Origin of the sequence: Bifidobacterium asteroides, assembly GCF_003202695.1 — a bacterium.
In the GTDB taxonomy this organism is placed as follows: Bacteria; Actinomycetota; Actinomycetes; order Actinomycetales; family Bifidobacteriaceae; genus Bombiscardovia; species Bombiscardovia asteroides_G.
This window is the reverse complement of record NZ_QGLL01000001.1, coordinates 94,103-116,968: the sequence shown is the minus strand read 5'-3', so window position 1 is coordinate 116,968 and position 22,866 is coordinate 94,103. Positions and strand designations below refer to the sequence as shown.

At 62.3% G+C, this 22,866-nt stretch carries 14 protein-coding genes; 8 read left to right on the top strand and 6 right to left on the bottom strand.

Going from position 1 to position 22,866, the window contains the following annotated elements:
• Positions 1 to 99: 99 nt before the first annotated feature.
• Complete coding sequence (locus DKK75_RS00390; RefSeq protein ID WP_110416674.1) at positions 100 to 381, bottom strand: metal-sensitive transcriptional regulator; 282 nt, start codon at positions 379 to 381, stop codon at positions 100 to 102.
• Between the two features lie 120 nt (positions 382 to 501).
• On the opposite strand from DKK75_RS00390, the gene DKK75_RS00385 reads away from it, so the two are divergent.
• Positions 502 to 3,354, top strand: coding sequence for a heavy metal translocating P-type ATPase (locus DKK75_RS00385; protein ID WP_110451501.1), 2,853 nt, complete (start codon positions 502 to 504; stop codon positions 3,352 to 3,354).
• A gap of 21 nt (positions 3,355 to 3,375) precedes the next feature.
• On the opposite strand, the gene DKK75_RS00380 is transcribed toward DKK75_RS00385, so the two are convergent.
• The 5 genes from DKK75_RS00380 to DKK75_RS00360 all read right to left on the bottom strand — a co-directional run bounded on the left by DKK75_RS00380 (position 3,376) and on the right by DKK75_RS00360 (position 13,635).
• Positions 3,376 to 4,467 carry an alpha/beta fold hydrolase gene (locus DKK75_RS00380; RefSeq protein WP_110451500.1) on the bottom strand — a complete coding sequence of 364 codons (1,092 nt, stop codon included), beginning with the start codon at positions 4,465 to 4,467 and terminating at the stop codon, positions 3,376 to 3,378.
• Positions 4,468 to 4,503: 36 nt separating this feature from the next.
• Positions 4,504 to 6,834, bottom strand: a complete 2,331-nt coding sequence (locus DKK75_RS00375) for a YhgE/Pip domain-containing protein (protein WP_110451499.1) — start codon at positions 6,832 to 6,834, stop codon at positions 4,504 to 4,506.
• Positions 6,831 to 9,467, bottom strand: a complete 2,637-nt coding sequence (locus tag DKK75_RS00370; protein WP_110451498.1) for a YhgE/Pip domain-containing protein — start codon at positions 9,465 to 9,467, stop codon at positions 6,831 to 6,833. The genes DKK75_RS00375 and DKK75_RS00370 overlap by 4 nt, the downstream gene beginning before the upstream one ends.
• Positions 9,468 to 9,743: 276 nt before the next feature.
• Entirely contained in the window at positions 9,744 to 11,051 is a 1,308-nt protein-coding gene (locus tag DKK75_RS00365) for a chloride channel protein (RefSeq protein WP_181414373.1), read from the bottom strand.
• A gap of 154 nt (positions 11,052 to 11,205) precedes the next feature.
• A complete protein-coding gene (locus tag DKK75_RS00360; RefSeq protein ID WP_110451496.1) occupies positions 11,206 to 13,635 on the bottom strand; it encodes a S9 family peptidase in 2,430 nt (809 codons plus the stop codon).
• 229 nt (positions 13,636 to 13,864) lie between these two features.
• On the opposite strand from DKK75_RS00360, the gene DKK75_RS00355 reads away from it, so the two are divergent.
• The 7 genes from DKK75_RS00355 to pknB are packed head-to-tail and all read left to right on the top strand — an operon-like array spanning position 13,865 to position 22,851.
• Positions 13,865 to 14,569 (top strand): FhaA domain-containing protein, encoded by a 705-nt coding sequence (locus tag DKK75_RS00355; RefSeq protein ID WP_110451495.1) that lies wholly within the window; start codon positions 13,865 to 13,867, stop codon positions 14,567 to 14,569.
• Positions 14,570 to 14,605: 36 nt separating this feature from the next.
• Positions 14,606 to 15,121, top strand: a complete 516-nt coding sequence (locus DKK75_RS00350) for an FHA domain-containing protein FhaB/FipA (protein WP_375314986.1) — start codon at positions 14,606 to 14,608, stop codon at positions 15,119 to 15,121.
• A 6-nt stretch (positions 15,122 to 15,127) separates the two neighbouring features.
• Positions 15,128 to 16,696 carry a BofC C-terminal domain-containing protein gene (locus DKK75_RS00345; protein ID WP_110451493.1) on the top strand — a complete coding sequence of 523 codons (1,569 nt, stop codon included), beginning with the start codon at positions 15,128 to 15,130 and terminating at the stop codon, positions 16,694 to 16,696.
• Positions 16,697 to 16,698: 2 nt separating this feature from the next.
• Positions 16,699 to 18,243: an FtsW/RodA/SpoVE family cell cycle protein gene (locus DKK75_RS00340; protein ID WP_110451492.1), complete on the top strand. Its 1,545-nt coding sequence runs from the start codon at positions 16,699 to 16,701 to the stop codon at positions 18,241 to 18,243.
• On the top strand, positions 18,240 to 19,703 hold the full coding sequence (locus tag DKK75_RS00335; protein ID WP_110451491.1) for a peptidoglycan D,D-transpeptidase FtsI family protein: 1,464 nt from the start codon (positions 18,240 to 18,242) through the stop codon (positions 19,701 to 19,703). Before DKK75_RS00340 ends, DKK75_RS00335 begins: the two co-directional genes overlap by 4 nt.
• A complete protein-coding gene (locus DKK75_RS00330) occupies positions 19,700 to 20,692 on the top strand; it encodes a serine/threonine-protein kinase (RefSeq protein WP_110451490.1) in 993 nt (330 codons plus the stop codon). The genes DKK75_RS00335 and DKK75_RS00330 overlap by 4 nt, the downstream gene beginning before the upstream one ends.
• Positions 20,689 to 22,851: a Stk1 family PASTA domain-containing Ser/Thr kinase gene (gene pknB, locus DKK75_RS00325; RefSeq protein WP_110451489.1), complete on the top strand. Its 2,163-nt coding sequence runs from the start codon at positions 20,689 to 20,691 to the stop codon at positions 22,849 to 22,851. Before DKK75_RS00330 ends, pknB begins: the two co-directional genes overlap by 4 nt.
• Positions 22,852 to 22,866 lie beyond the last annotated feature (15 nt).

Here is a 22,866-nt window from a genome sequence, read left to right as displayed (position 1 = left end):
GGAGAAAGACGAGAGTCCAGCGATTCACGAAAGAACGCCTATATCCGTTGCTTATGGACTGCTATTCCCTGGCGTATTAGGCCTGTCTGACCAGGATTGCTAAGAACGGACCAGGCGGGCGATTGCCTCGGAGGCCTCCTCCATCTTTTCGTCGGCCTCCTCGCCTCCCTTTTCGGCAGCTTCGCGGACGCAATGGTTCATGTGATCGTCCAGCAGAGTCAGAGCCACCGACTTCAAGGCGCTGGTCGAGGCGGCGATCTGAGTGAGGATGTCAATGCAGTAGGTGTCCGACTCGACCATCTGCTCGATGGCCCTGACCTGGCCTTCGACACGCCGGAGTCTGGTGATGGTCCGTTTTTTGTCGTTGGCATATCCGGGCAAGATGTACTCCATTCCTAGGTTGTTTCATGGCCTGCATGGCGGAGCCGGGACCGACCCAAATCCAAGAAACCCATCTCGAAATTCACTATCAGTATACCCCTGGGGGGTATAGTGAGCCACATGAGCAGCATCTTGGTCCTTATCGTGGCCCTGGCCATAACAGCAGGCATCATCTGGTACTTCTTCGCGCCCAGAAAGGCCGCTCAGGCCAAGGATGAGGGCGGCATCCAGACCGTCCATATCACAGTCAAGGGCGGATACAGCCCCCAGCTGATCCAGGTCCAGGCCGGGCGACCGGTCAAACTGGTCTTCGACCGCCAGGAGAGCGGAGAATGCTCCTCGCACGTGGTCTTCAACGACTTCAACATCGACAAGACCCTGCCTGCCTTTCAAACCTCGACCATCCAGCTGACCCCGCCCAAGGCCGGCGACTACCCCTTCGCCTGCGGGATGAACATGCTCCACGGAATGCTCCGGGCCACCGATGGACCGACGACCGACAATACGGAGACACAATCCAAGCAGGAACACGGCAGCCAGTCACAAGACGAGAACCTGCAACAGGCCGAATCCGTCAAGTCCGCCCAGACCAATGGCGGCAACGACCAGGATGAGGCGGATCAGGAGCGCACGGCAGAAATCCGCGACCTGACCAGGCGATTCATCGTAGCCCTGGTTTTCACGCTCCCGGTCTTCATCCCGGCCATGTTCGGCATGTTCCTGCCCATGCCCCACGTTCTGATGAACCCCTGGGTCCAGCTGGTCCTGATATTGCCGGTTATGTTCTACTCGGGCTGGCCCATCCACCGCACCGGGTGGCTGGCCCTGGCACACCGGGCCCCGGAGATGAACTCCCTGGTCGCCCTGGGCACTGCAACGGCCTTCCTGTACTCACTGGCTGTCACCGTGGCCCCGCAACTTCTGCCTGAGGGAAGCCGCGAACCCTACTACGAAGCCGTGGGCACCATCATCACCCTGATGATCCTCGGTCAGATCCTGGAGGCACGGGCCAGGCGCGGCACCGGCGATGCCATCCGTGCCCTTGTCGGGCTCAGGCCCAAGACCGCCACCGTGGTGAGAATCGGCCAGGACGGCAAGGAGACCACACAGGAGATCGCCGTCGACGATGTGGCCGTCGGGGACGTGATTCAGGTCCATCCAGGCGAGAAGCTGCCAGTGGACGGCCAGGTCATATCCGGATCATCCTCCGTGGACGAATCCATGGTAACCGGCGAGCCCATGCCCGTCCTCAAACAGGAGGGCGATTCCCTGGTAGGAGCCACCGTCAACGGCACGGGCTCCCTGCGCTACAAGGCCACCCAGGTAGGGCAGGACACGGTTCTGGCCCAGATCATCCGGCTGGTCAAAACGGCCCAGACCTCCAAGGCACCCATCCAGAAACTGGCCGACCGCATATCGTCCATCTTCATCCCCGGGGTCATCCTGGTGGCGCTCTGGACTTTCGTAGCCTGGTGGGTGTTCGGCCCCATGCCTCGAGGCGTATACGGAATCGTGGCGGCGGTCTCGGTCCTGGTCATCGCCTGCCCCTGCGCCTTGGGTCTGGCCACTCCCCTGTCCGTGACGATCGGCACCGGACGCGGCGCCCGTGCCGGGGTGCTCTACCGGTCGGCAGAGGCCCTGCAAGGAGCCCATGACGTCGATACCATCGTCCTCGACAAGACCGGCACCATAACCCAGGGCCGACCTGAACTGGCTGATGCCTTGAGCGTGCAGGGGATGGATGAAAACCTGCTCATCAGGGCGGCCGCGAGCGCTGAGCGCAATTCCGAGCACCCCCTGGCCCAGGCCATCGTCCAGGCCGCCAAGGACCGCAACCTGGAGCTGGTCCCGGCCGAGGACTTCGATTCGGTCACCGGAGAAGGCATCGATGCGACCTTCCCCTCCGGCTCCTTCGAAGCAGGCAGGGGCGCCTTGCATGTCCTTGTCGGCAACCGCAGGCTGCTCGAAGGCAAGGGAATCGAACTTGAGAACAATATGGCGGACCAGGCAGACGCGCCATCCCTCTTCGACACCGCCCGCAGCTGGGAGGACCAGGGCCGTACGACCATCTTCGCATCCATCGACGGCAGGCTTGCCGGGGTCCTGGCAGTGACCGACCAGGTCAAGACCGGCTCCAAGCAGGCCATCCACGACATGAACAAGCGCAGCATCCAGACCATCATGCTGACCGGCGATAACCAGGGCACCGCCGAACAGGTCGGGGGCCAGGTGGGAGTCACCCGGGTAGTGGCGCAAATCCATCCCGAAGACAAGGCGAGCATCGTCAAGGCCCTTCAGGCCCAAGGGCACAAAGTAGCCATGATCGGCGACGGCATCAACGACGCACCGGCCCTGGCACAGGCCGATCTGGGCATGGCCATCGGCACCGGAACGGACGTGGCCATCGAGTCCGCCGACGTGACCCTGGTCTCGGGCGATCTGAACGCGGCCGTCAAGGCCATCGACCTGTCTGCTGCGACCATGCGCAACATTCATCAGAACCTCTGGTTCGCCTTCGGGTACAACGGTCTGGGCATCCCCATCGCCGCCGGGATGCTCTACCCCTTCATCGGCCTCCTGCTCAACCCCATGATCGCCGGTGCAGCCATGGCCTTCTCCTCCCTGTCGGTGGTGCTCAACGCCAACCGGCTGCGGCATACGCCCCTGAAGGCCAGGCCGGTCAAAGAGGCCAAGCCAATCGACATGGATGCCCTGACCAGGGACCTCAGTATTTCCACCCACCAAGAACACAACCAAGAGAAAGGAAATGAGATGGGACTCTTCCATCATCATGACGACATGCAACAGGATCAGGCACAGGCGGACAAGGTCACCGACCCGGTCTGCGGCATGTCCATCGACCCCGGCACGGCCGCAGCCAAGCGCGACTACCAGGGCAAGACCTACTACTTCTGCTCACAGAACTGCGTCAATACCTTCGACGCAGACCCGCAGAAGGTGCTCAACAAGTAGGATTGCGCGTTCTTCGTCCGATCAGCGGTCGTCAGCGAGCTGCCAAGGCTGGTCAAAAAAGTCGAAGATGCGTTCCAAATAAGGCCTCAGGACCTTGTCGGGCATCTGGTAGAGCTCGTGCATGCTGTTCGGGATGCGCACCAGCGTGGCCTGGCAGCCGCCCTGCTGAACCTGGTCGACAAAACGGTTCTGGGGCATCGGCAGCACGAAACGGTCGGGCTGTGCCTGGAAGAGCAGCAGAGGGGTCTCCACCCGACTGCACCTGTCGGGCCGCAGTATGGCCCGGCTCATCTCCAGGCTCTCCCTGACCCAGCCGAAAGTGGCGGCGCTGGTCTGGTAGTGCAGTTCTCTGGCCCGCAACTTATGGGTCCAGGCCACCCGCTCCTGGCTGCCATTGGGGTAATCGTCCATGTCCAATTCGGGACGGAACGGCCCAAATCCCGGGACCATGCTGCGAGAGCGGCCCATCATGCAGGCGGCATTGGCAGCAGTCCAGGCCACCGAGGGCATGAACCCCGTACGTGGCGCGATCATCGGCGACGACAGGACCGCCTTGTCAATAAGAGAGGGGAAGGTCTCCAGCATTCGCGCAGCCACACCGCCACCCATGGAATGGGCATAGAGCACCATGGGCTTGTCCTGGGCATACTGCTGGCCCACCTGGGAGCAGAAGGCGGCCAGGTCCGCCACATACCGATGCCAATGATCAACCCAGATCAGGCTGGGGTCGTTCACGCCTCGGCCAGAGAAACCATGCCCCCAATGCTCCGGGATGCAGACGGAGTATCCCTGCATAAGGAAGTACCAGGCCATCTCCTGATATTTGTCGGCGAATTCCGAAAAACCGAAGGAGATGATTACGGCCCCGCGTACGCGAGCGGAGCCGGACTCTACCGCGCCCTGGCGGAAAAGCGTTCTGTCATAGCAGACGTAATGCAAAAGCCGTGAGGGATCAACGCCGCTGAGATGGGCCTTGTCCAACAAGGTTCCACCGTCCTCGCCGCCGTCATGGGAGATCATCCATCCGTCACTGCGGCAGGAGGCCAGGTCAGGAAGGACACGATCCTTCATGATTTGGTCGTAGCGACGCTCCTCAACCAGTTGGACGCTCATGCTCTCACCCTATACCACCTTCTGTTGGGCTCGGCCCTACATAAGCCGGGTGCTCTCGAGGTTTCTGACGATCCAGTCATTGAAGCGGATGACGGGCTTGCGCAGGACCAGCCCCAGCAGCAGCGAAGGCACTAGGAAGAGGGCCAGGATGGCCATCTCCCGCCAGAACTCCATGCCATAGGCTCCGGCAACGGCCGACTGCATGGCCCCGATGGCGTGGACGAAGGGCAGGAAGGGATAGACCCCCTGGAAGAAGCCAGGCAAAGTCTCCATGGGGAAGGTGCCGCCCGAGCCAGCCACCTGCATAACCAGGAGGATGACGGCGATGGCCTTGCCGATGTCCCCGAAGGAGACGACCAGGGTATAGATCAGATTCATGAAGACGAATGAGGCGAATATCGCCACCAGCACGAACATCAGCGGATGAACGCACTGGACCTTCAGGTAGAAGAGGTCTCCCAAGGCGATCAGACAGCCCTGGAGGATGGCCAGCAGGGCGAAGACAGCGAATCTGCCGAAGTACTCCTGGTAGAGCTGAAGGCCGAAGCGGCGGGCGTTGCCTGGCGACTCCGGTCGGAAGGCTCCCCAGGAGCGGCTGACCTCGGAATCCTCATCCAGGTCATCGGCCCTCTTCCAGGCATCCTGCAGGGAGTCCAGGTGCAGAACGAAGGCCTTCTTCTTGTCGGACAGGACTACCTTCATCATGGCCGCCAGAATGGTGGCACCCACCCAGATGGAGAGGATGGTGTAGAAGGGCGTCATGGCCGACCCGTAGTTCATGACAGGGAAGACCGCATGCCGATGGATGCCGACCGGTGAGGACAGAAGCGCGGCCAAGGTTTCGGAATCCCCGCTCAACAGGGATTTGACCTCCTGCGTATCTTCGCCCTGTGAAGCCTGGGTCAGGTGTTCCCCTAGGTCGGTCAGCTGCTTGGAGGCCTGGTCCAGACGCTGGGAGATCTCACTCAGCTGGTCCTTGGCCTGGCTGATGTCGTTGGTCATAGGGCCCGTCAGTCCAGAGGCGCCCTTGACGGTTCCATCCAAGCCCGTCAGCAGCCGGTCGGTCGAGGTGACCACAGTGTCCATGGATGAAGCCAGGTCATCAAGACGGGGCTTTAGGTCATTGCGGTACTGGGTGCGGACCTGATCCACCGAGGAGCGGGCCTGGGCAATCCTGTTCTTCAGATCCTGCCGCTGGCCACCCAGCTTGTCCTTACCCTCTTTGGCTGTCTGGGAGGCCTGGCTGATCCGGTCAGCCAGGTCGCGCTGGGCCGCCTGGGCAGCGCGCATTCCGGCCTGAGCCTGATCGATGGCAGTCAGAAGAGCCTGGCGCTGGTCCGCTGTCAGATTGGAGTCGGATTCCACCGTGGCACGCAGAGCATCCAGGCTGGCGATCATCTGGTCGTAGTCGGCTGCCGAATCCCTGATCCGTTCGCTCAGATCATTCAACTGGCTGCTTACGGCATCGCTCTGCTGACCCACCTTATCGAAGGCGTCGTCGATCTTGGATCCGATGGCGTCATAGGCACCCGAGGCCTGACTAAGAGCAGAGTCGACCGCCTGTGCCGACCCGGAAAGGGACTTGCCCAGATCCTTGGACCCCTTGGTTCCCTGGTTCAGGGCCTTCCTGGCATCGGCCATGGCGGAGTCGGACCGACCCAGAATCCTGCCGGTGGAGTCGATCATCCTTCCGGAGGAATCCAGAAGGCCCGCATAGGCATTCACCTGGCTGGAGGCAGTGGTCAGCCGCTCCGACATCTGATTGATATGGCCGGTCGTCCTGGCCAGGTAATCCTGGACCTGGGGGCTCTGGGAGTACGTGAAGACCTGGCTGGCCAGGTCGATCCCCACCTGCCCCACCGTCTTGACGAAGGTCTTGTCGATGGTCGTGGCCACGGTGTCGGCCCCCTGCTCGGTGACATGGGGAGCGATGGCGTTCTTCTTCTCGTTCAGGTAGTACTCAAGGTTGGCGTGCTTCACGTCCTGCGAGAATAGGGTCATCATGTCGGCGCTGAAATCCTTGGGAATGACGATGGCGGCGTAGTACTCGCCTGAGCGCACCCCCTCCAGAGCCTGATCGCGGTTGACGAACCTCCAGTCCAGCTGGTCGTTGGCTCTCAGGGTGCTGGTGACCGTTTCCCCCACGTTGATCTTGATCGGGATCAGGTCGGACTTGTATCCCTTGTCGGTGTTGGCCACGGCCACCTTGATGGCCTTGGTGTTCTTGTAGGGGTCCCAGCTGGCGGCGATGTTGAACCAGGCATAGAGGGCCGGGACGATGATCAGGCCCATCAGGACGATAATGGCGATGACGTTGCTGGTGGCATCCGCCAGATCCTTGCGCAGGATCCTCCAGATATTCCTCATCGACGGTCACCATCCTCGGGAGCGCCTTGCTCATCTCGGTTCAGAACTGATTCGCGCACGGCTGTGGTCAGCCTGGTCATGGCCGAAGAGCCCTGCCTGCGCGGGCGAATCAGGGCGTGGAAGTCCATGCCGGGACGCTCTGCCAGACCCAGCTGCTGGACATAGCTGTCGCAGATGTACTCGACGATGATCAGGTAGGCGTCGATCAGGACGATGGAGGCGATACAGGCGATAAGCATGACGATCTTGGCCTCGGTGCTGAACAGCAGGATCAGGAAGAGGACCGGCAGCAGCACCAGAGCCAGACCAGCCCGGATCAGGGTGGGATAGAGGGCCAGGAAGCGATGCGCCCGCCGCCTGATGATGGCACGGTAGTCGCCCTCGCCCAGGATGGAGCGTGCAAGGCTGCTCAAGCTCAGGCGACGGTCGGCCGAATGGTTCTGCTCGGTCAGCATCAGGTCAGTAGCGCCGAGACGCCGGTCGAAGAGGGCATTCAGGTTGAGCAGGTACCGCCGCACCACCAATCCGATCAGGAGAGCTACGGGCAGGTACCAGAAGACGTGGAGCATATCCTGCCAGTAATGGCTGCCGTACATGCCGCCGATGGTCTCGCGCATGGCGTTGATCCCATAGGTGAAGGGCAGCCAGGGGTTCAGGTTGCGGAAGAAGTCGGGCATCATCTCAATGGGATACATGCCCGAAGAGCCCGGTATCTGCAGGATGACCAAGACCACGGCCAGGGCCTTGCCGATATGCCTGAAGGAGGCGGCCAAGGCATAGATGATGTTGATGTACACGAAGGATGCGAAGACCCCGGCCAGGACGAACAGCGCCGGCTGGTGGCACTGAATGCCCAGCATCAGATCGCCCACTGTAGCGATCAGCGCCTGGAAGAAGCCGACGAAGACCAGCAGAAGCCAACGACCCAAATAGGCCTGGGTGGCTGTGCACTTGCGGATGCCCTCCTTGTCGACCTCCAGCTTGTAGATGGCTATCAGGATGAACCCGCCCACCCAGAGGGCCAGATTGGTGTAGAAGGGCGCCACGGATGACCCGTAGTTGCTGACCGGGTAGACCGTATGCGAGGCCAGCTTGACCGGCGAAGACATGGCCTTCCCGAAAGATTCCGGGCTCAATCCCAGGGTTTGGGACATCCGGTTCCAGGCGGCCGAGGACCCTAGAGCGGCCACATCGGTGCGGACCCCCTCCAGGTCGGACCTGACTGTGACCAGGGAGGCCCTGGTGGCGGACAGGGTCGACTGGGCCTGGCCGATGGTGGAATCCAGCTGGTCCAGCAAGGCATCGGTCTGGGCAGCCGTGGTGGACAGGCTGCTCAGGGCGCCCTGGAGCGAACCGTTGGAGGCGTTGAGATTGTCCAGCCCGGTAAGGAGGTTGGGCATGGTGGTTCCCGTTAGACCTTGGCTGGCCGTTGTCAGTGCCTTGATGCCTGTGTCGCCGGTGTCGGTCATGGCCGAGCTCAGGTCCGATGCGGCTTGCTTGCCCGAGTCCAGAGCCGTCGAGGAGTTCTTCTTGAAGGCATCCAAGGATGCCTTCTGCTGCTCGTTGGTTTTTTTGAGACCGTCGATCTGCCGTTGGATGCTCTCGTAGGCCGGATCCCCTGGATGCAGTCCGGACTGATCCAGGCCCGACTGGAGCCGGTCCACAGCCTGTCCGTTGGCATCGACCAGCTGACCCATGCCGGAATTGACCCGGTCCACCTTGTCCTGGGTGGCGTTCAGATCGGCCGTGATCCCGCCTGCCACCGTATTCACATCAGTGACCGCACTGGACAGCCGTACCGACCCATCTGCCAGGGTCTGGTTCAGGGCAGAGGAGAAGCGAAGACTGTCATCGCGGGTCCTGGTCATATGATCCTGGGCCTTGCTCAGGGTGGCCTGAGTGGCCGATATCTGACTCTGCAGATTCTTGATGTCGTTTTTAGAGCCGGCTACAGTCTGCCGGGCCTGGCCCATGGTGGAATCAATTCGGCCAAGCTGGCCGTCCGTCCGATCCAGCTGGTCGATGATTCCTCCCAAATCGCCCACAACTTGGCTTCGGCTCTGCTCAGCCGCGCCCTTGGCATCGCCGGCGGTCTGCAGGACCTTCCCAGCCAGGGCATCGCTGACGGCCGAGACGAAGACCGTGTTGATCTCCTGATCGATGGTGGAGGCGCCAGTGTCGGTCACCTTGGGGGCGATGGCGTTCTTCTTCTCATTGACGTAATAGTTCAGGGCAGGCCTGTTCCCGGTCCCCTCGACAATGCCGACCAGATCGGCGCTGAATCGTTCAGGAATGATGATGGCCGCGTAGCACTGGCCCGAATGGACCTCTTCAATGGCTCTCTGGTCATCATCCATGAACTGCCAGCCCAGGCTTTTATTGGCACGCAGCTCCTGAATGACCGATCTGCCGGCGTTGATCCTGCCGGTTTGCGGGGATTGCGCCCCTCGGTCCATGCTGACGACGGCCACGGGCAGGTTCTTGGCGTTGCTGTAAGGGTCCCAAAGAGCCATGATGTTGAACCAGGCGTAAAGGGAGGGAAGCACGGCCACACCGATGGTCACCACCAGGGCCACGGGGTTGCGCAGTATCCGCCAGAGATCTCGCCTGAAGATGGCCAACACGGTCTTCACCGCCAGGCACCTCCTTCTTGTCTGTCCAGGGGACCAGGGCATTGACCTGCTCCGCTCGGATTGGCTTCGTCCTCCCAGGACCTACATCCGGCCCGAGTATAGCCACCCTTCCTTACTGGCCCAGACCGGTCAGCTGATCGTGAATGCCCATGCGAAGTTGAAGCGGCAGGGCATGCATGTGACCATTGGTGGTTTCATCGTATATGAGTATGGACGAAATCTTTCGGCATCACGCAGGGCCGGACCCTCAGGACGACACTGGGTTCCGACGACGGTTCATGCCTTGGCCGCGAACAGGCGTGAGACCGCCATCGACAGAGCAACGGCAAGGCCCATGGGCATGAAGGCCATGACCGGCAGGTGGCAGACCTCCATCAGCATGGCCATGGCCATGAGCGGAGCCTGCTGTGAGGCTGCCAGCAGGGAGGCGGCACCGACCACGGCACACTGCCAGACCGGCAGGCCGGGTACGAGACAAGCCAGCAACAGGCCCAGCACAGCGCCCGTGGCGGATCCCAAAGCTATGGAAGGCGTCAAAGTGCCGCCGAAGGCCCCGGCACGGATGGTGGCTGTGGTCAGCAGAGCCTTGGCCAACGCGAAGAGAACCAGCGAAGCAAGCGACTGAGCCAGCTGAAGTCCGGAGAACCCTGCGGACAGCCGCTGATCCATCCCCATCTGAGCCAGGGCCCGGCCGTTGCCCAAGACCTGCGGAATGACCAGAGCGACCAGACCGGTCAGCAGAGCCACCCCTGTCAGCTGCCAGATTACCGCAGGACCAGTGGTCCTATGGGCTTCAGCCCAGGAGGTCATCCGCCGGAATCCGGCCCCCAGCAGTCCCATGACCGGCCCGATCAACAGAACCACCGCCATAAGCCCGGGCCGGAATGGCTCGGAGCCGACCTTATAGTATGGAGCGAACCCCTTGATGGATCCCCCGACCAGAGTGGCCAGGGCTGACATGGCCAGATTGACCGTCACCACTTCGGCATCCACCCGCCGCAGCAGCACCTCTATGCCGAAGAAGGCACCAGTCAGAGGCGCAATGTAAATGCCGGCAAATCCTGCACCAGCAGCCGAGGTGACCAGCAGCGGACCGTCCTGATCACGCAGCCCCAGCCGTCGGCCCATCCTGGCCCAGAGACCGCCCAGAAGGGCCCCGGCCTCGCGAGGAGCCACCTCCCTGCCGATGGAGCCGCCAGCAGCAACGAAGAAGATCTGCGTGAGCACATGGATAACAGTCCGCCCTGGGGGCATAGGCGCGCCCTTGACGGCCTGGCCGACCGAGGGAACCAGCTTGGTCCTCGTCCGCAGCCAGGCCCAGACCAGCCCGGCCACAAGTCCGGCAAGAGTCACCGAGGCCAGCCTTCTGATCGGCTGCACCGTTTCAGCTGTGGGAGCTCCTGAAGTCTCCGAAAAACCCAACAGGCCGACCTGGATCAGCTCGAAGAACCTTGCCAGCAAGCCAGAAGAAAATCCGACCAGCAGGCCCAGACAGAGCACTGAAACCGTCAGGCCCCAGCTGCGGGGAAGCTGGAATCCGCGATCAGAATCTGAAGCCTGGTCAGGCTTTCGTTGGGTATGCACAACCCCAATCTAGCGGAAGCAACGGCCAGCAGAGCGTTAGTCCAAACAGCCTCCTCCGAGGTGCGACTTGCGCTCATAGCCACGAGAGCCAACCCAACCAGTTTCGGCCTTCCCATCAACAGGTCACAAGGTCACTCCCAAGACTGCCTTCCTATCAGTCCGTCTTGTTCTTGAGGGCCTCCCGCAGAAAGTCACGCTGCAGAATAAGCAGGTTCTCGGCCACGGTCTCGTCGTTGGTCATGTGGGTGATGCCGGTCAGCGGCAGAACCGTATGGGGACGGCCAGCCGCCATCAGAGCGCTGGAGAGCCTCAGAGTGTTGGCGACGGAGACGTTGTCATCCGCAAACCCATGGATCAGCATCAGCGGTCGGCGCAGCGAGGGTGCGTCATCAATGATCCCATTGCGTCGGTAGACGGCAGGGTCCATGCCCAGATAGCGCTCGGTGTAATGGGTGTCATAAAGAGTCCAGTCCGTAGGCGGGGCGCCTGCGCAGGCTGCATGGATCCGGTCGGGGGCCCGAAGAACCGATAGGGCCGACAGGAAGCCGCCATAGGACCAGCCGATCATGGCCACATGCCCCAGGTCGGCCTCGGGAGCGAAGTCCGGCAGGGCCTCCAGAGCCTCAAGCTGGTCATCCAGAGTCACCTGGGCCATGTCTTCAAAGATGGCCCGATCCCAGGCAGGACCACGACCAGGCGTACCCCGGCCGTCGGCGGTCAGGACCAGGAAGCCTTGATCAGCCCACCACTGAGACTCCCAGTAGTAGGACTGGTTGAAGACCACCTGCTGGGCGCCAGGTCCGCCGTAAGGCTTGAGCAGGACGGGCAGGCTGTCGGCACTGGCGTAGGGGCTGGATTCAGACGGTCTGACGATGGCTGCGAACAGCTCGTGCTGACCCATGCGCACGAAGTCCACGTTGGGAGTGAATCCGGGATCGCTGCTGGTATCGGCAAGAACGGCGCTCATGGCTCCCTGGCTGTTAATATGACCAGCATCCACGGCTCGGCGATCAGGACGATCCTGATGCTCCTGCCGGCTGCCAACCTGGCCCGAGGCAGCGGGATCAGCGACCGATCTCAAGGTGCTATCGGGGCGGGCTTCACCTACCAGGCCCAGTCCTTCAGCACCCAAGCGGTCCAGATCCCCATCAGCGCCCAAGTAGCAGTGGCGCACCTGCCCCTGTGCCGAGGCCATGGTCCGTCCGCTGACCACGATGCCATGGCCGGCACGCGAGGCAGACCACACTCCGGGCAGCCGGTTGAGCACGTGGATGGAACCGTCATACCCCAGACGCATCAGATCGAAACTGCGAGGATCGGTGGAGACCACCGCCAGCACATCATGGTCCTCCACAGACAGCACCTGCCGAATCTGGCAGCCAGCCGGGGAGAATACGCGCCCATCAAGGCGCAACCGTGTGGTGTCGGCTTCTAAATCAATGCAGGCATCCACCAGACCGCCCTGGGGCCGGTAGCCCGGCAACCCGGGCACCAGGTCGATCCACTGGTCGTTGCCGTGCTCCTGCAGAACCCTGGTGGCCACCTTGGGCGCCGCCTCGGGATCAAGCAAGGTCATATCCTGGCCCTGATCCAAGCCCTGGCGGACATCCGGCACCTGCACGTCCATGATCCTGTCTTCGGTTTGCCGACGATTCTGAACCAGCAGGAGGGGACGATGCCCTTCCTGCCAACGGACCACGGCCAGGTACTCAAAGACCTGACGGTTCCAGTCCACCTCGCCCACCCAGGGATCGGCATCATCATGGCCCAGGAAAACCAGACTCAACCCGACGCGGGCGTTGGCAGTCAGCGCCTGGGGATACCGCCGGGCGCGCGGCCCGGCCTGAGGGTTGGCCGGATCGCTGATGTACCAGATCGGCTCATCGGAAGAATCCGTGTGCTCGACCAGCAGGGCCCGGGAGTCCGGTGACCACCAGAACCCCCGGTAGCGGTTCATCTCCTCGCCAGCCACGAACTCGGCCAGCCCCAGCTGCATCCGATCATCAGTACCGGGGCGCAGAGCCAGGACAGCTCGCTCACGGTCCTGCCCGGCATCCTGCCCGATGGTAACCACCATCAATCGGCTACCAGTCGTATAGGCCACCATGGTGCCGTCAGGGCTGATGGCGGGATTGAGCACAGCCAAGTCACCATGCTCCAGGCTCAGAGCCCGCGTGGAGGCAGTGAGACCATCAGAGGCGATCAGCGAGAGCCAGAGTCGGCCACCAAGGGCAAAGACCACCCGATCCCCGGCATCATCCACGCTGTAGTCGACAATGCCCTCGCTACCTTCTCGCGAGCGCTCCCTACGAGCCAGCTCGGCGGCCGGCACCTGTTCCCGGTCTGCATCCTCCAGCAGGACCCTGGGGTCGGCCAGGAGCACCTCATGGTGGCGGCCTTCCTGATCGAAGACAGACAGCCAGAGCCCGGTCACCAGGTCCTCAGGCCCGTCGGAGCGCAGAAAGACGGCCCGTGAGCCGTCCCCCACCGCCAAGGCCGACCGTGGCGCACCCAACGTAAACCGCAGGGTCCGGGCCTTGGCCCGCGGATATGCCTCCATCGCCCGATCCACCTCTTCGGCCATGCTCGCTCCTCAAATATCTCTGGCATGGTCCCCATGACCATGCGTCTGCCACGATGATAGGCGCCCAGGTGCCAAAGGGGAATTCGATCAGCCTCTGTCCCGATGTGCCATTCTGGCATTCGCGCTCGCTTGGTCCTGTTCATTGGAGAAATTGCAAGCATCCGAGCGCCCATTACCTCCTTCCGACAGGGTCACGTACTATGAAGGGGTTATATGGAAAGGGATGACTATGAGCGTTCTCGATCGTTTCGAGAAGAGCGTAGAAGGCGCCGTTAACGGTGTCTTCTCGAAGTTCGGCTCCAAGGACCTACAGCCCGTCGATCTGTCGAGCGCCCTCGAGCGTGAGATAGACTCACAGGCCATGCCTGTCGGTCGCGACCGTACTGTGGCACCCAACGAGTACCGATTCAGACTATCCACCCCCGACTTTGACCGCATCGAGCAGTGGGGTTCGGAGGCCTTGGCCAACGAGCTGGCGGACAACCTGACCAAGTACGCCGAAAGCCAGCACTATGCCTTCGTCGGTCCAGTCGTGGTCGTCTTCGAGGAGGATCTCAACCTGAACAAGGGCGACTTCCACTTGTCCGCCGAGTCAGTCCAGGGTAACGCGGCGCCTGTCACCACCCCGGAAGAGTCCAAGGACTGCCCGGTGCTGGAGATCAACGGCCGCCAGTATCTGCTGACCGCCCCCATCACCACCATCGGCCGTGGGTCCACCTGCGACATCGTCATTGACGACGCGGGCATTTCCCGTCGGCATCTACAAATCGAGATCACTGACAAGGGCGTGGTAGCCCGTGATCTGGGGTCAACCAACGGCACTTATGTGGAGGGGCATCAGGTTCCCGCAGCCACCCTGCTGGACGGCAACACCATCACCATCGGCCGTACCCGCATCCTCTACTGGGCGTCGTCGCAGGAACAGGATTCGTAAGTCGCCCAGACCTTGAAGTAAGGTCGAATCATTATGCTGACTGAACTGACATTCGCCATCCTCAAATACGGATTCCTGGCTCTGCTATGGGTATTCGTCTGGCTGGCCATCCGTTCGCTCCGCAAAGATATCGAGACCTTCAGCCCTAAGACTTCTCATACCCGTCGACGCAGCCAGCGCGCAGCCCAGCGCAAGCTGCCGGCGGCCGCCAGATCCGTGCCCGACGCCCCGGTCAGCAAGATTGAATCTGCAAGCGACGAGCCCTCATTGCTGGTCGTCATCGACGGACCTCTGGCTGGCTCCTCCACGCCGTTGTCCGGACATCCCATCACTCTAGGCCGCTCCTCCTCGAACACTCTGGTGCTGGATGACGAGTTCGTCTCGGGCCATCATGCGCGGGTCTACCAGGACCCCGCATCGAACCGATGGGCCATCGAGGATCTGGGATCCACCAACGGCACCGTCGTCTCTGGGCAGAAAATCATGGCGCCGACAATCCTACCGGCGGAGGTTCCCGTGCGCATCGGAGCCACCACCTTCGAGTTGAGGTAGCCGCCCATGACCAGGAACGATGCGAGCCAGAAGCTGTTCCTCTACTCCACAGCGGTTTCAGACGTAGGGTACGTACGCAGCAACAACCAGGATTCCGCCTTCGCCGGCGAGCGCCTGATAGCCATGTGCGACGGCATGGGCGGCCACGCAGGCGGGGATACAGCATCGACCATAGCCATCCGGTCCCTGGCACACATCGAACGCGACGACCGGGAGCAGGACGTGCAGGCCCTGGCTCGGATGATGGAAACCTCGGTCATCGCGGCCCATGATGCCATCGTGGGCAAAGCCAAGCGCGAACACCGGCTATCAGGCATGGGCACCACGGTCACAGCCCTGGCTCTGGCCGACAACTCCTGGGTGCTGGCCCATATCGGGGACTCCCGAGGCTACCTCCTGCGGGAGGGCAAGCTGATCCGGATGACCCAGGACCACTCTTACGTGCAGCACCTTATCGACACCGGCCGCATCTCTCCGGCCGAAGCCCGCAACCACCCTCAGCGCAACGTGGTCATGCGGGTCCTAGGGGACTTCGACATCGATCCCCGCCCGGACATCTCCATTTCCAAGGCTTTGCCCGCAGACCGCTGGATGATCTGCTCGGACGGCCTCTGCGGCGTTCTGGAGGACTCGACCATCGCCGAGGTGCTGTCTTCGGTCTCGGACCAGGCGGAGTGCGCCCAGCAGCTGGTTACATCCGCCCTCAAGGCCGGCAGCACCGACAACGTGACCGTGGTCATTGCCGACGCCACACTGGCCTTGGACGCTGATGCATTCAATCTGCCCCATCAGACCCCTCTAGTAGGCGGCGCAGCCAGCTCCAACCTGGAGGCCCTGGCCGACATCTTGGATGAACCCGTAGCAGCAGCACCGCGCCTACGCGATGAGTCTCGGGAGTCCCCTGCCAAGCGGGCCGCCGACCTGAGCCAGGATCGGGATTCCGCTAAGGAGGAGGATGAGGATGACGACGGCCGCACTGCCCAGCCCTCGGCTGCCCGAGAAGAGAGCGGCGAACGGCATGTGCCCGACACCAGCGAGATCCCCGTCGTCCACAAGAAGGACGGCTCGGCCTCAGCCGACCCCTACGATCCCGACGTGGCCAACGCCATTCACAAAGAGCACCTGGAGCAGCTCAAGCGTCAGCGCTCCCGGCATCGGCATATTCGACTGATCCTGGCCGGCATCATCACCCTGGTGGTTCTGGCCTTGGCCGGAGGCACAGGTGCTGCCTATCGATGGAGTCAGGAACAGTACTACCTGGGCACGGACCAGGGCCGCGTGACCATCTACCAGGGCGTGCCCACCAAGGCCTTCGCCCTCTCGCTCTCCCACCCGGTGCAAACCACGGACATCGCCGTCAAGGGGCTTCCCCAGTCCTGGCGTGATCAACTGGAAGAGGGCATCACCGTCTCCAGCATGGACGACGCCAAGGAGCACGTCACTTTGATCCGCAAGGAGGCCGGCGACCTCAAACGCGAACACGCCAAGGAGGCCAAGGACGAGTCCAGCCAGGCTACGGCTTCTCCCTCAGCCCAGCCCTCACCGTCGGAAACCGACCAGGGCGGGCGACAGTAGTCATGATCATCACACGACTGCGCCGCATGGGCCTTCTGCTCTTCTCCCTACTGGTGGGGTTCATCGGCTTCTTCCAGATGTTCGCCCGTGCAGCGGGCCGTTTCCCCGGGGACTACGCCGCCCTGCTGGCAGTCACCGCCGCCCTCTTCATCGCCCTCTGGATCCTGTTGGAGATTTACCAGCCTTACGGCAGCCAGGCCATCCTGCCCAGCATCGTCATCCTGAGCTCACTAGGCATCACCCTGATCACTCGTATAGACCTGCGCAATGCCCGGATCGGCCAGTCTACGCGAGTGGGTTTCACTCAGCTGATCTGGCTATGTCTGGCCCTGGTCCTGTGCGGGCTGCTGGTGGTGCTGCTTCGTGACTACAGGTTGCTGCGCCGCTTCTCCTATGTGAGCATGGTGGTGGGCCTGGTCCTGCTCCTGTCGCCCATGCTGCCCGGCATCGGCCGCGAGATCGGCGGCGCCCGCATCTGGGTAGGAGTAGGGTCGCACACCCTGCAGCCCGGCGAATTCGCCAAGCTCTTCCTAGCCTTCTTCTTCGCCGCCTACCTGTTCGATCACCGAGACCAGCTGGCCGTAGGCGGCAAGAAGTTCCTAGGCATGCGGATGCCCCGAATCAAGGACTTTGGCCCCATCATCATCGTCTGGCTGATTTCGCTGGCTGTCCTGGTCATCCAGCATGACCTGGGCACATCGCTGATGTACTTCGCCATGTTCGTCTCCATGCTCTACGTGGCCACCGGCCGCACCAGCTGGATCGCCATCGGCTCGGTCTTCTTCGTCATTGGGGCCGTGGCCTCATCCATGATCTTTGCCCATGTGGGCGCCCGCGTGGATGCCTGGCTGCACCCCTTCAGCAACGCTGAGTTCAGCAAGGCCTTCGGCGGATCCGGCCAGCTGGTGCGCGGCATCTTCGGCCTGGCTGCTGGCGGGCTGACAGGCACCGGTCTGGGCCAGGGACGCCCCTGGATCACCCCCCTGGCCAACTCCGACTTCATTTACACATCGGTAGGCGAAGAGCTGGGGCTGAGCGGCCTGCTGGTGGTACTGGCGCTCTATCTGGTCATCGTGGCCTCGGGCATGATCACGGCCATGAAGATCAAGGACGGCTTTGGCAAGCTCCTGGCCTCCGGCCTGGTCTTCACCATGGCCTTCCAGGTCTTCACCGTGGTAGGCGGCATCACCCTGGTCATTCCCCTGACCGGACTGACTATGCCCTACATGGCAGCAGGCGGCTCCAGCCTGGTAGCCAACTGCATCCTGGCCGTCCTGCTGATCATCATTTCCAACGCAGCCAACAAGCCTGCACCAGAGGTCAGCTCGGACACTTTCAAGTACGAGGCCCTAGCCGTCCTACGCGAGCAGGAGACCGGCCAGCGCAGCGGACAGAACGACTCAGACTCAGACGACAGAACCTCCCGCGAACAACAGGCCCACGGCCGTCATGCAGGATCCGCCGAACAGACCGATCAGGATGAGGCAAACGACATGCCAGCCACTGGCCGCATACCCATTCGCCAGGTTCGAGGAGGTGGACAGTGAACAAGTCCCTGCGTCAACTCTTCAACGCCGTCATCGTCCTCTTCGTCATCCTGGGGCTTTCCAGCTCCATCATCATGGTGATCCGGGCAGGGACTCTTAACTCGGACCCGCGCAATCTGCGCGCCCTCTACCACGAGTACGCAGCGCCTCGAGGGGCTATCCTGACATCGGACGGAGCCGTCATGGCCCAGTCCGACCCCATCAACGACTCCTTCCAGTACCAGCGGCACTACCACAAGGGGGCCGTCTACTCGCCCATCACTGGCTACTACTCCATCACCAGCCCAGCAGACAGGGGAATCGAGGCCTCGCGCGACCGTCTGCTGAGCGGCCAGTCGGACAGCCTGTGGATGGATCGGCTCAAGTCCCTCTTCACTGGCACCCAGAACAAGGGCGCTTCCATCGAGACCTCCATCAACCCCAAGATGCAAGAGGCCGCCTACGCCATGCTGGGCAATCTGTCTGGTTCAGTAGTGGCCATCGAGCCCTCCACAGGCCGTATCCTGACCATGGCCAGCACGCCAAGCTACAACCCCGAAGACCTGACCGCCCACGACAGCAGCGATGCCTCCCAAGCCTATCAGAAGCTGGCCTCCCGCTCAGACAACCCCATGCTCAACCGGGCCACCTCGCAGCTGTATCCGCCCGGGTCCACCTTCAAGGTGATCGTAGCCGCCGCCGCCCTGGAGTCCGGCCATTACCACCCCGACAGCGAGTTGCCGGCCGGAGCCTCATACACCTTGCCCAACACCAACTACAATCTGACCAACGCCACTGCCACGGCCAACGGGGTCAATGGCAAGATCAGCCTGGAGAATGCCCTGGCCTACTCCTCCAACACGGCCTTCTCCCAGCTGGGGGTCGCCCTAGGCGACAAGACGCTGGCAACGCAGGCCCGCAAGTTCGGCTACGGCTCCACCATCACCCTGGACGGGACCAATTCCACAGGACGGCCCATGAAGGCCGTGGCTTCCAAGTTCCCCGAGGACCAGTCCCAGGACCGGCTTGCCCTTGCCTCCATCGGCCAAGGGGATACCCTGTCCACCCCGCTGCAGGCTGCCATGACGGCCGCTGCCGTGGCCAACGGCGGCAAACTCATGCAGCCGACCCTAGTGGACCGGGTGCGTTCCAGCGACCTGAGCGTCATCAGCGAAACAACGCCCTCGGTCTACTCACAGGCCTTCTCGTCGGACACCGCCAAGGCCCTGACCGGCATGATGGAAGCAGTGATCACCAAGAGCTACCCCGATCTGGCCATCCCCGGCATGCAGGTGGCCGCCAAGTCCGGCACAGCCCAGATCGGCACGGGCAATACGGCAAATGACGGGTGGATGATAGGATTCGCCCCGGCCGACAAGCCCAAGGTAGCCGTAGCCGTCGTGGTACATGGAATCTCCTCCTATGGCATGGAGATCGCCGGGCCGATTATGAAACGCGTCATGCAGGAGGCTGCCAAGTGAAACTGATACAGGGACAGCTCATTCATCGACGGTACCGTCTGGACCGCCGCCTTGCGCAAGGGGGCATGGGCGAAGTCTGGAAGGGCTACGACATCGAGCTGGGCCGCGTAGTGGCCATAAAGGCTCTGCGCGAAGACCTGACCAACGAGGAGTCCAAACTGTTGCGGCTTCGGGCCGAGGCGCACAACTCCGCCAACCTGGCCCATCCAAACATCGCCGCCCTCTTCGAGTACTACGAGCATGACGGCATCGGATTCCTGATCATGGAATACGTGCCCAGCCAATCCCTGGCTGACATCTACCGAACCCGTGGCGCGCTGGATCCCATCGAGCTGCTGCCCATCCTGATCCAGACGGCCCGGGGGCTCTACGTAGCACACTCCCATGGAGTCATCCACAGAGACGTCAAGCCGGCCAACATCATGGTCTCTGACACCGGTGAGGTCAAGATCACCGACTTCGGGGTCTCCTACTCCACCAACCAAGGGCAGATCACCCAGGACGGCATGGTGGTGGGCACGGCCCAGTACATCTCGCCCGAGCAGGCCCAGGGCCTCCAGGCCACTCCCCAGTCCGACATCTACTCCTTGGGCGTGGTGGCCTACGAGGGTCTCTGCGGGCACCGGCCCTTCACCGGCGCCACTCCGGTGGACATCGCCGCAGCACACGTTAACGATCCTGTGCCGCCGCTGCCGGACTCGGTGGACATCCAACTCATGAACTTCGTCATGTCCATGCTGGCCAAGGACCCGCAAGACCGCCCGGCGAATGCCCTGGTAGTCTCCCACACACTGGCAAGGATCGAACAGCGGCTTCTGGACCAGCAGCTGGGCGAAACGGAGATCATCAGCCCGCGCGCACCCACGCCTCGACGCATCGTGAGCAAGCCACACGCGGCAAAAAACATCTTCAAGCCCGTCTGGGGGCACTATGGAAAAGGAAGCGCGCAGCGCGGCCTTGAAGCGACGAACGGAGGGGATACCCTATGAGCATCACACTGCCGTCGTCCCTAGCGGACGGACGTTACCTTCTGGGACAACTGGTCGGACGCGGTGGCATGGCCGAGGTCCACAAGGCCGTGGACACACGTTTGGGAAGGACGGTCGCGGTCAAGATCATGCGTTCCGATCTGGCCAACGACGAGGTCTTCCTGTCGCGATTCCGGCGGGAGGCCCACTCGGTCGCCTTGCTCAACAACCCCAACATCGTCTCCATCTACGACTCGGGCGAGGAGCTGCTGACTGACGACCAGGGCAATCATGAGCGAGTGCCTTACCTAGTCATGGAGTACGTGAAAGGCCAGACTCTGCGGTCCATCCTCAAGGAGAATGGCGCCCTAAGCCAGCGCGACAGCGAGCAGGTCATGCTGGGCATGCTGAACGCATTGGAATACTCCCATCACATGGGCGTCATCCACCGGGACATCAAGCCCGGCAACATCATGATCTCCGAACAGGGCATCGTCAAGGTCATGGACTTCGGCATCGCCCGGGCCATGGACGATTCGGCCGCCACCATAACCCAAACCCAAGGCGTGGTGGGCACGGCCCAGTACCTGAGCCCTGAGCAGGCCCGCGGCGCAAGCGTGGACATGCGCTCCGACATCTACTCGGCCGGTTGCGTCCTCTACGAGATGCTGACCGGGCAGCCGCCCTTCAATGGGGATTCAGCCGTGGCCATCGCCTTACAGCACGTCAACCAAATGGCGACCCCGCCCAGCACCATCGTACCCGGCCTGCCGAAGATGTGGGATTCCATCTGCGCCAAGGCCATGGCCAAGGACCGTCAGAACCGCTACGCTACCGCCGCCGCCTTCAAGAGCGACATTCTGGCCTTCATGAACGGTGGAACCCCAGTGGCTGCCGCCTTCAACCCGCTGACCGACCTGGCCAACGTCAAAGCCCGCAGGGATGCCGAGCAGGGGACCGAAACGGCCACCATGCCGTTGACCGAAGAGGAGACGGCCGCCACACAGGCCTTCAACCCTGTCCAGGACCCGCTCAACCCGGCCGCCGCCAGTGTCGCCACAGCCGAGCGCACTGCCACCAGGAAGGCCCAGCAAAAATCCAAGCGGCGCAAGAAGATCATCATCGGCGCCGTCCTGGGGGCTGTACTTTTGGTAGCCATCGGATTGGGCGCGTGGACCTTCATGAGCCGAAACCGTCATCCGATGGCCGAGGTGCCCACCATCAACGCGCAGATGTCACGGGCCCTTGTCCGCGATAAAGTCACCGCAGCAGGATTCCAGTACCAGGAGAAGGAGGACCAGGACTCGGCCGAGCCCAAAGGTACCTTCACTAAGCAAAGCCCAAAGGGAGGAAGCATGGCTCCCAAGGGCTCCACAGTGACCGTCTGGTTCTCCTCCGGCCCCAAGGACACGGCCATCCCGGATGTCAAGGGCATGAACCAGCAAGAGGCTCGCAGAGCCCTGGAGAAGGCCGGATTCAAGGTCTCTCCCGCAGCCTCGGTGGAAGACAGCCAGGACGTGCCCAAGGACCATGTGACCCGCACGGATCCCGCCGCTGGCCAGAGTGTGGCCAAGGGAACCAGCATCCTGCTCTACATCTCCTCGGGTATGACCAAGGTGCCTGATCTGTCTGGCAAGACCAAGGACGATGCGACCAAGATCCTCGAGAGCCTGCACTTCAACATCACCATCAGCGAGCAGACCTCCAACTCCGTGTCCAAGGACATGGTCATCAGCACCGATCCGGCAGCCGGATCCTCCATCCAGCAGGGAGCCATGATCACGGTCAACGTCAGCAACGGCATGCAGCTAGACGACTATGCCGGCAGGAACATGACCCTGGGCGAGGTCAAGCGCGCCCTGGGCCAGGGGGTCAATATCACGGTCAACGGCCCCAACAGTGATAACGCTGTGGTCACTGGCCAGACTCCTGCTGCAGGTACCTCATTCGACAAGTCCAAGGACACCATCACCCTGACCACGCGCATCAGCATCCCGTCATTCTCGGGTGAGACTCTGGGCAGCTACCGGCAAAAGCTGATCAACAGCGGCGTCAGCGCCGACAGGATCAACTCCAGCGGCAAGGACTCGGACACGGTGACCGGCGTAAACCCCGGAGTCGGCAGCCGGGTGGACGACAACACCCCCATCATGGTGGCCACCGGCAGCTCCGCCAACTGACCGTATGGACCGGTG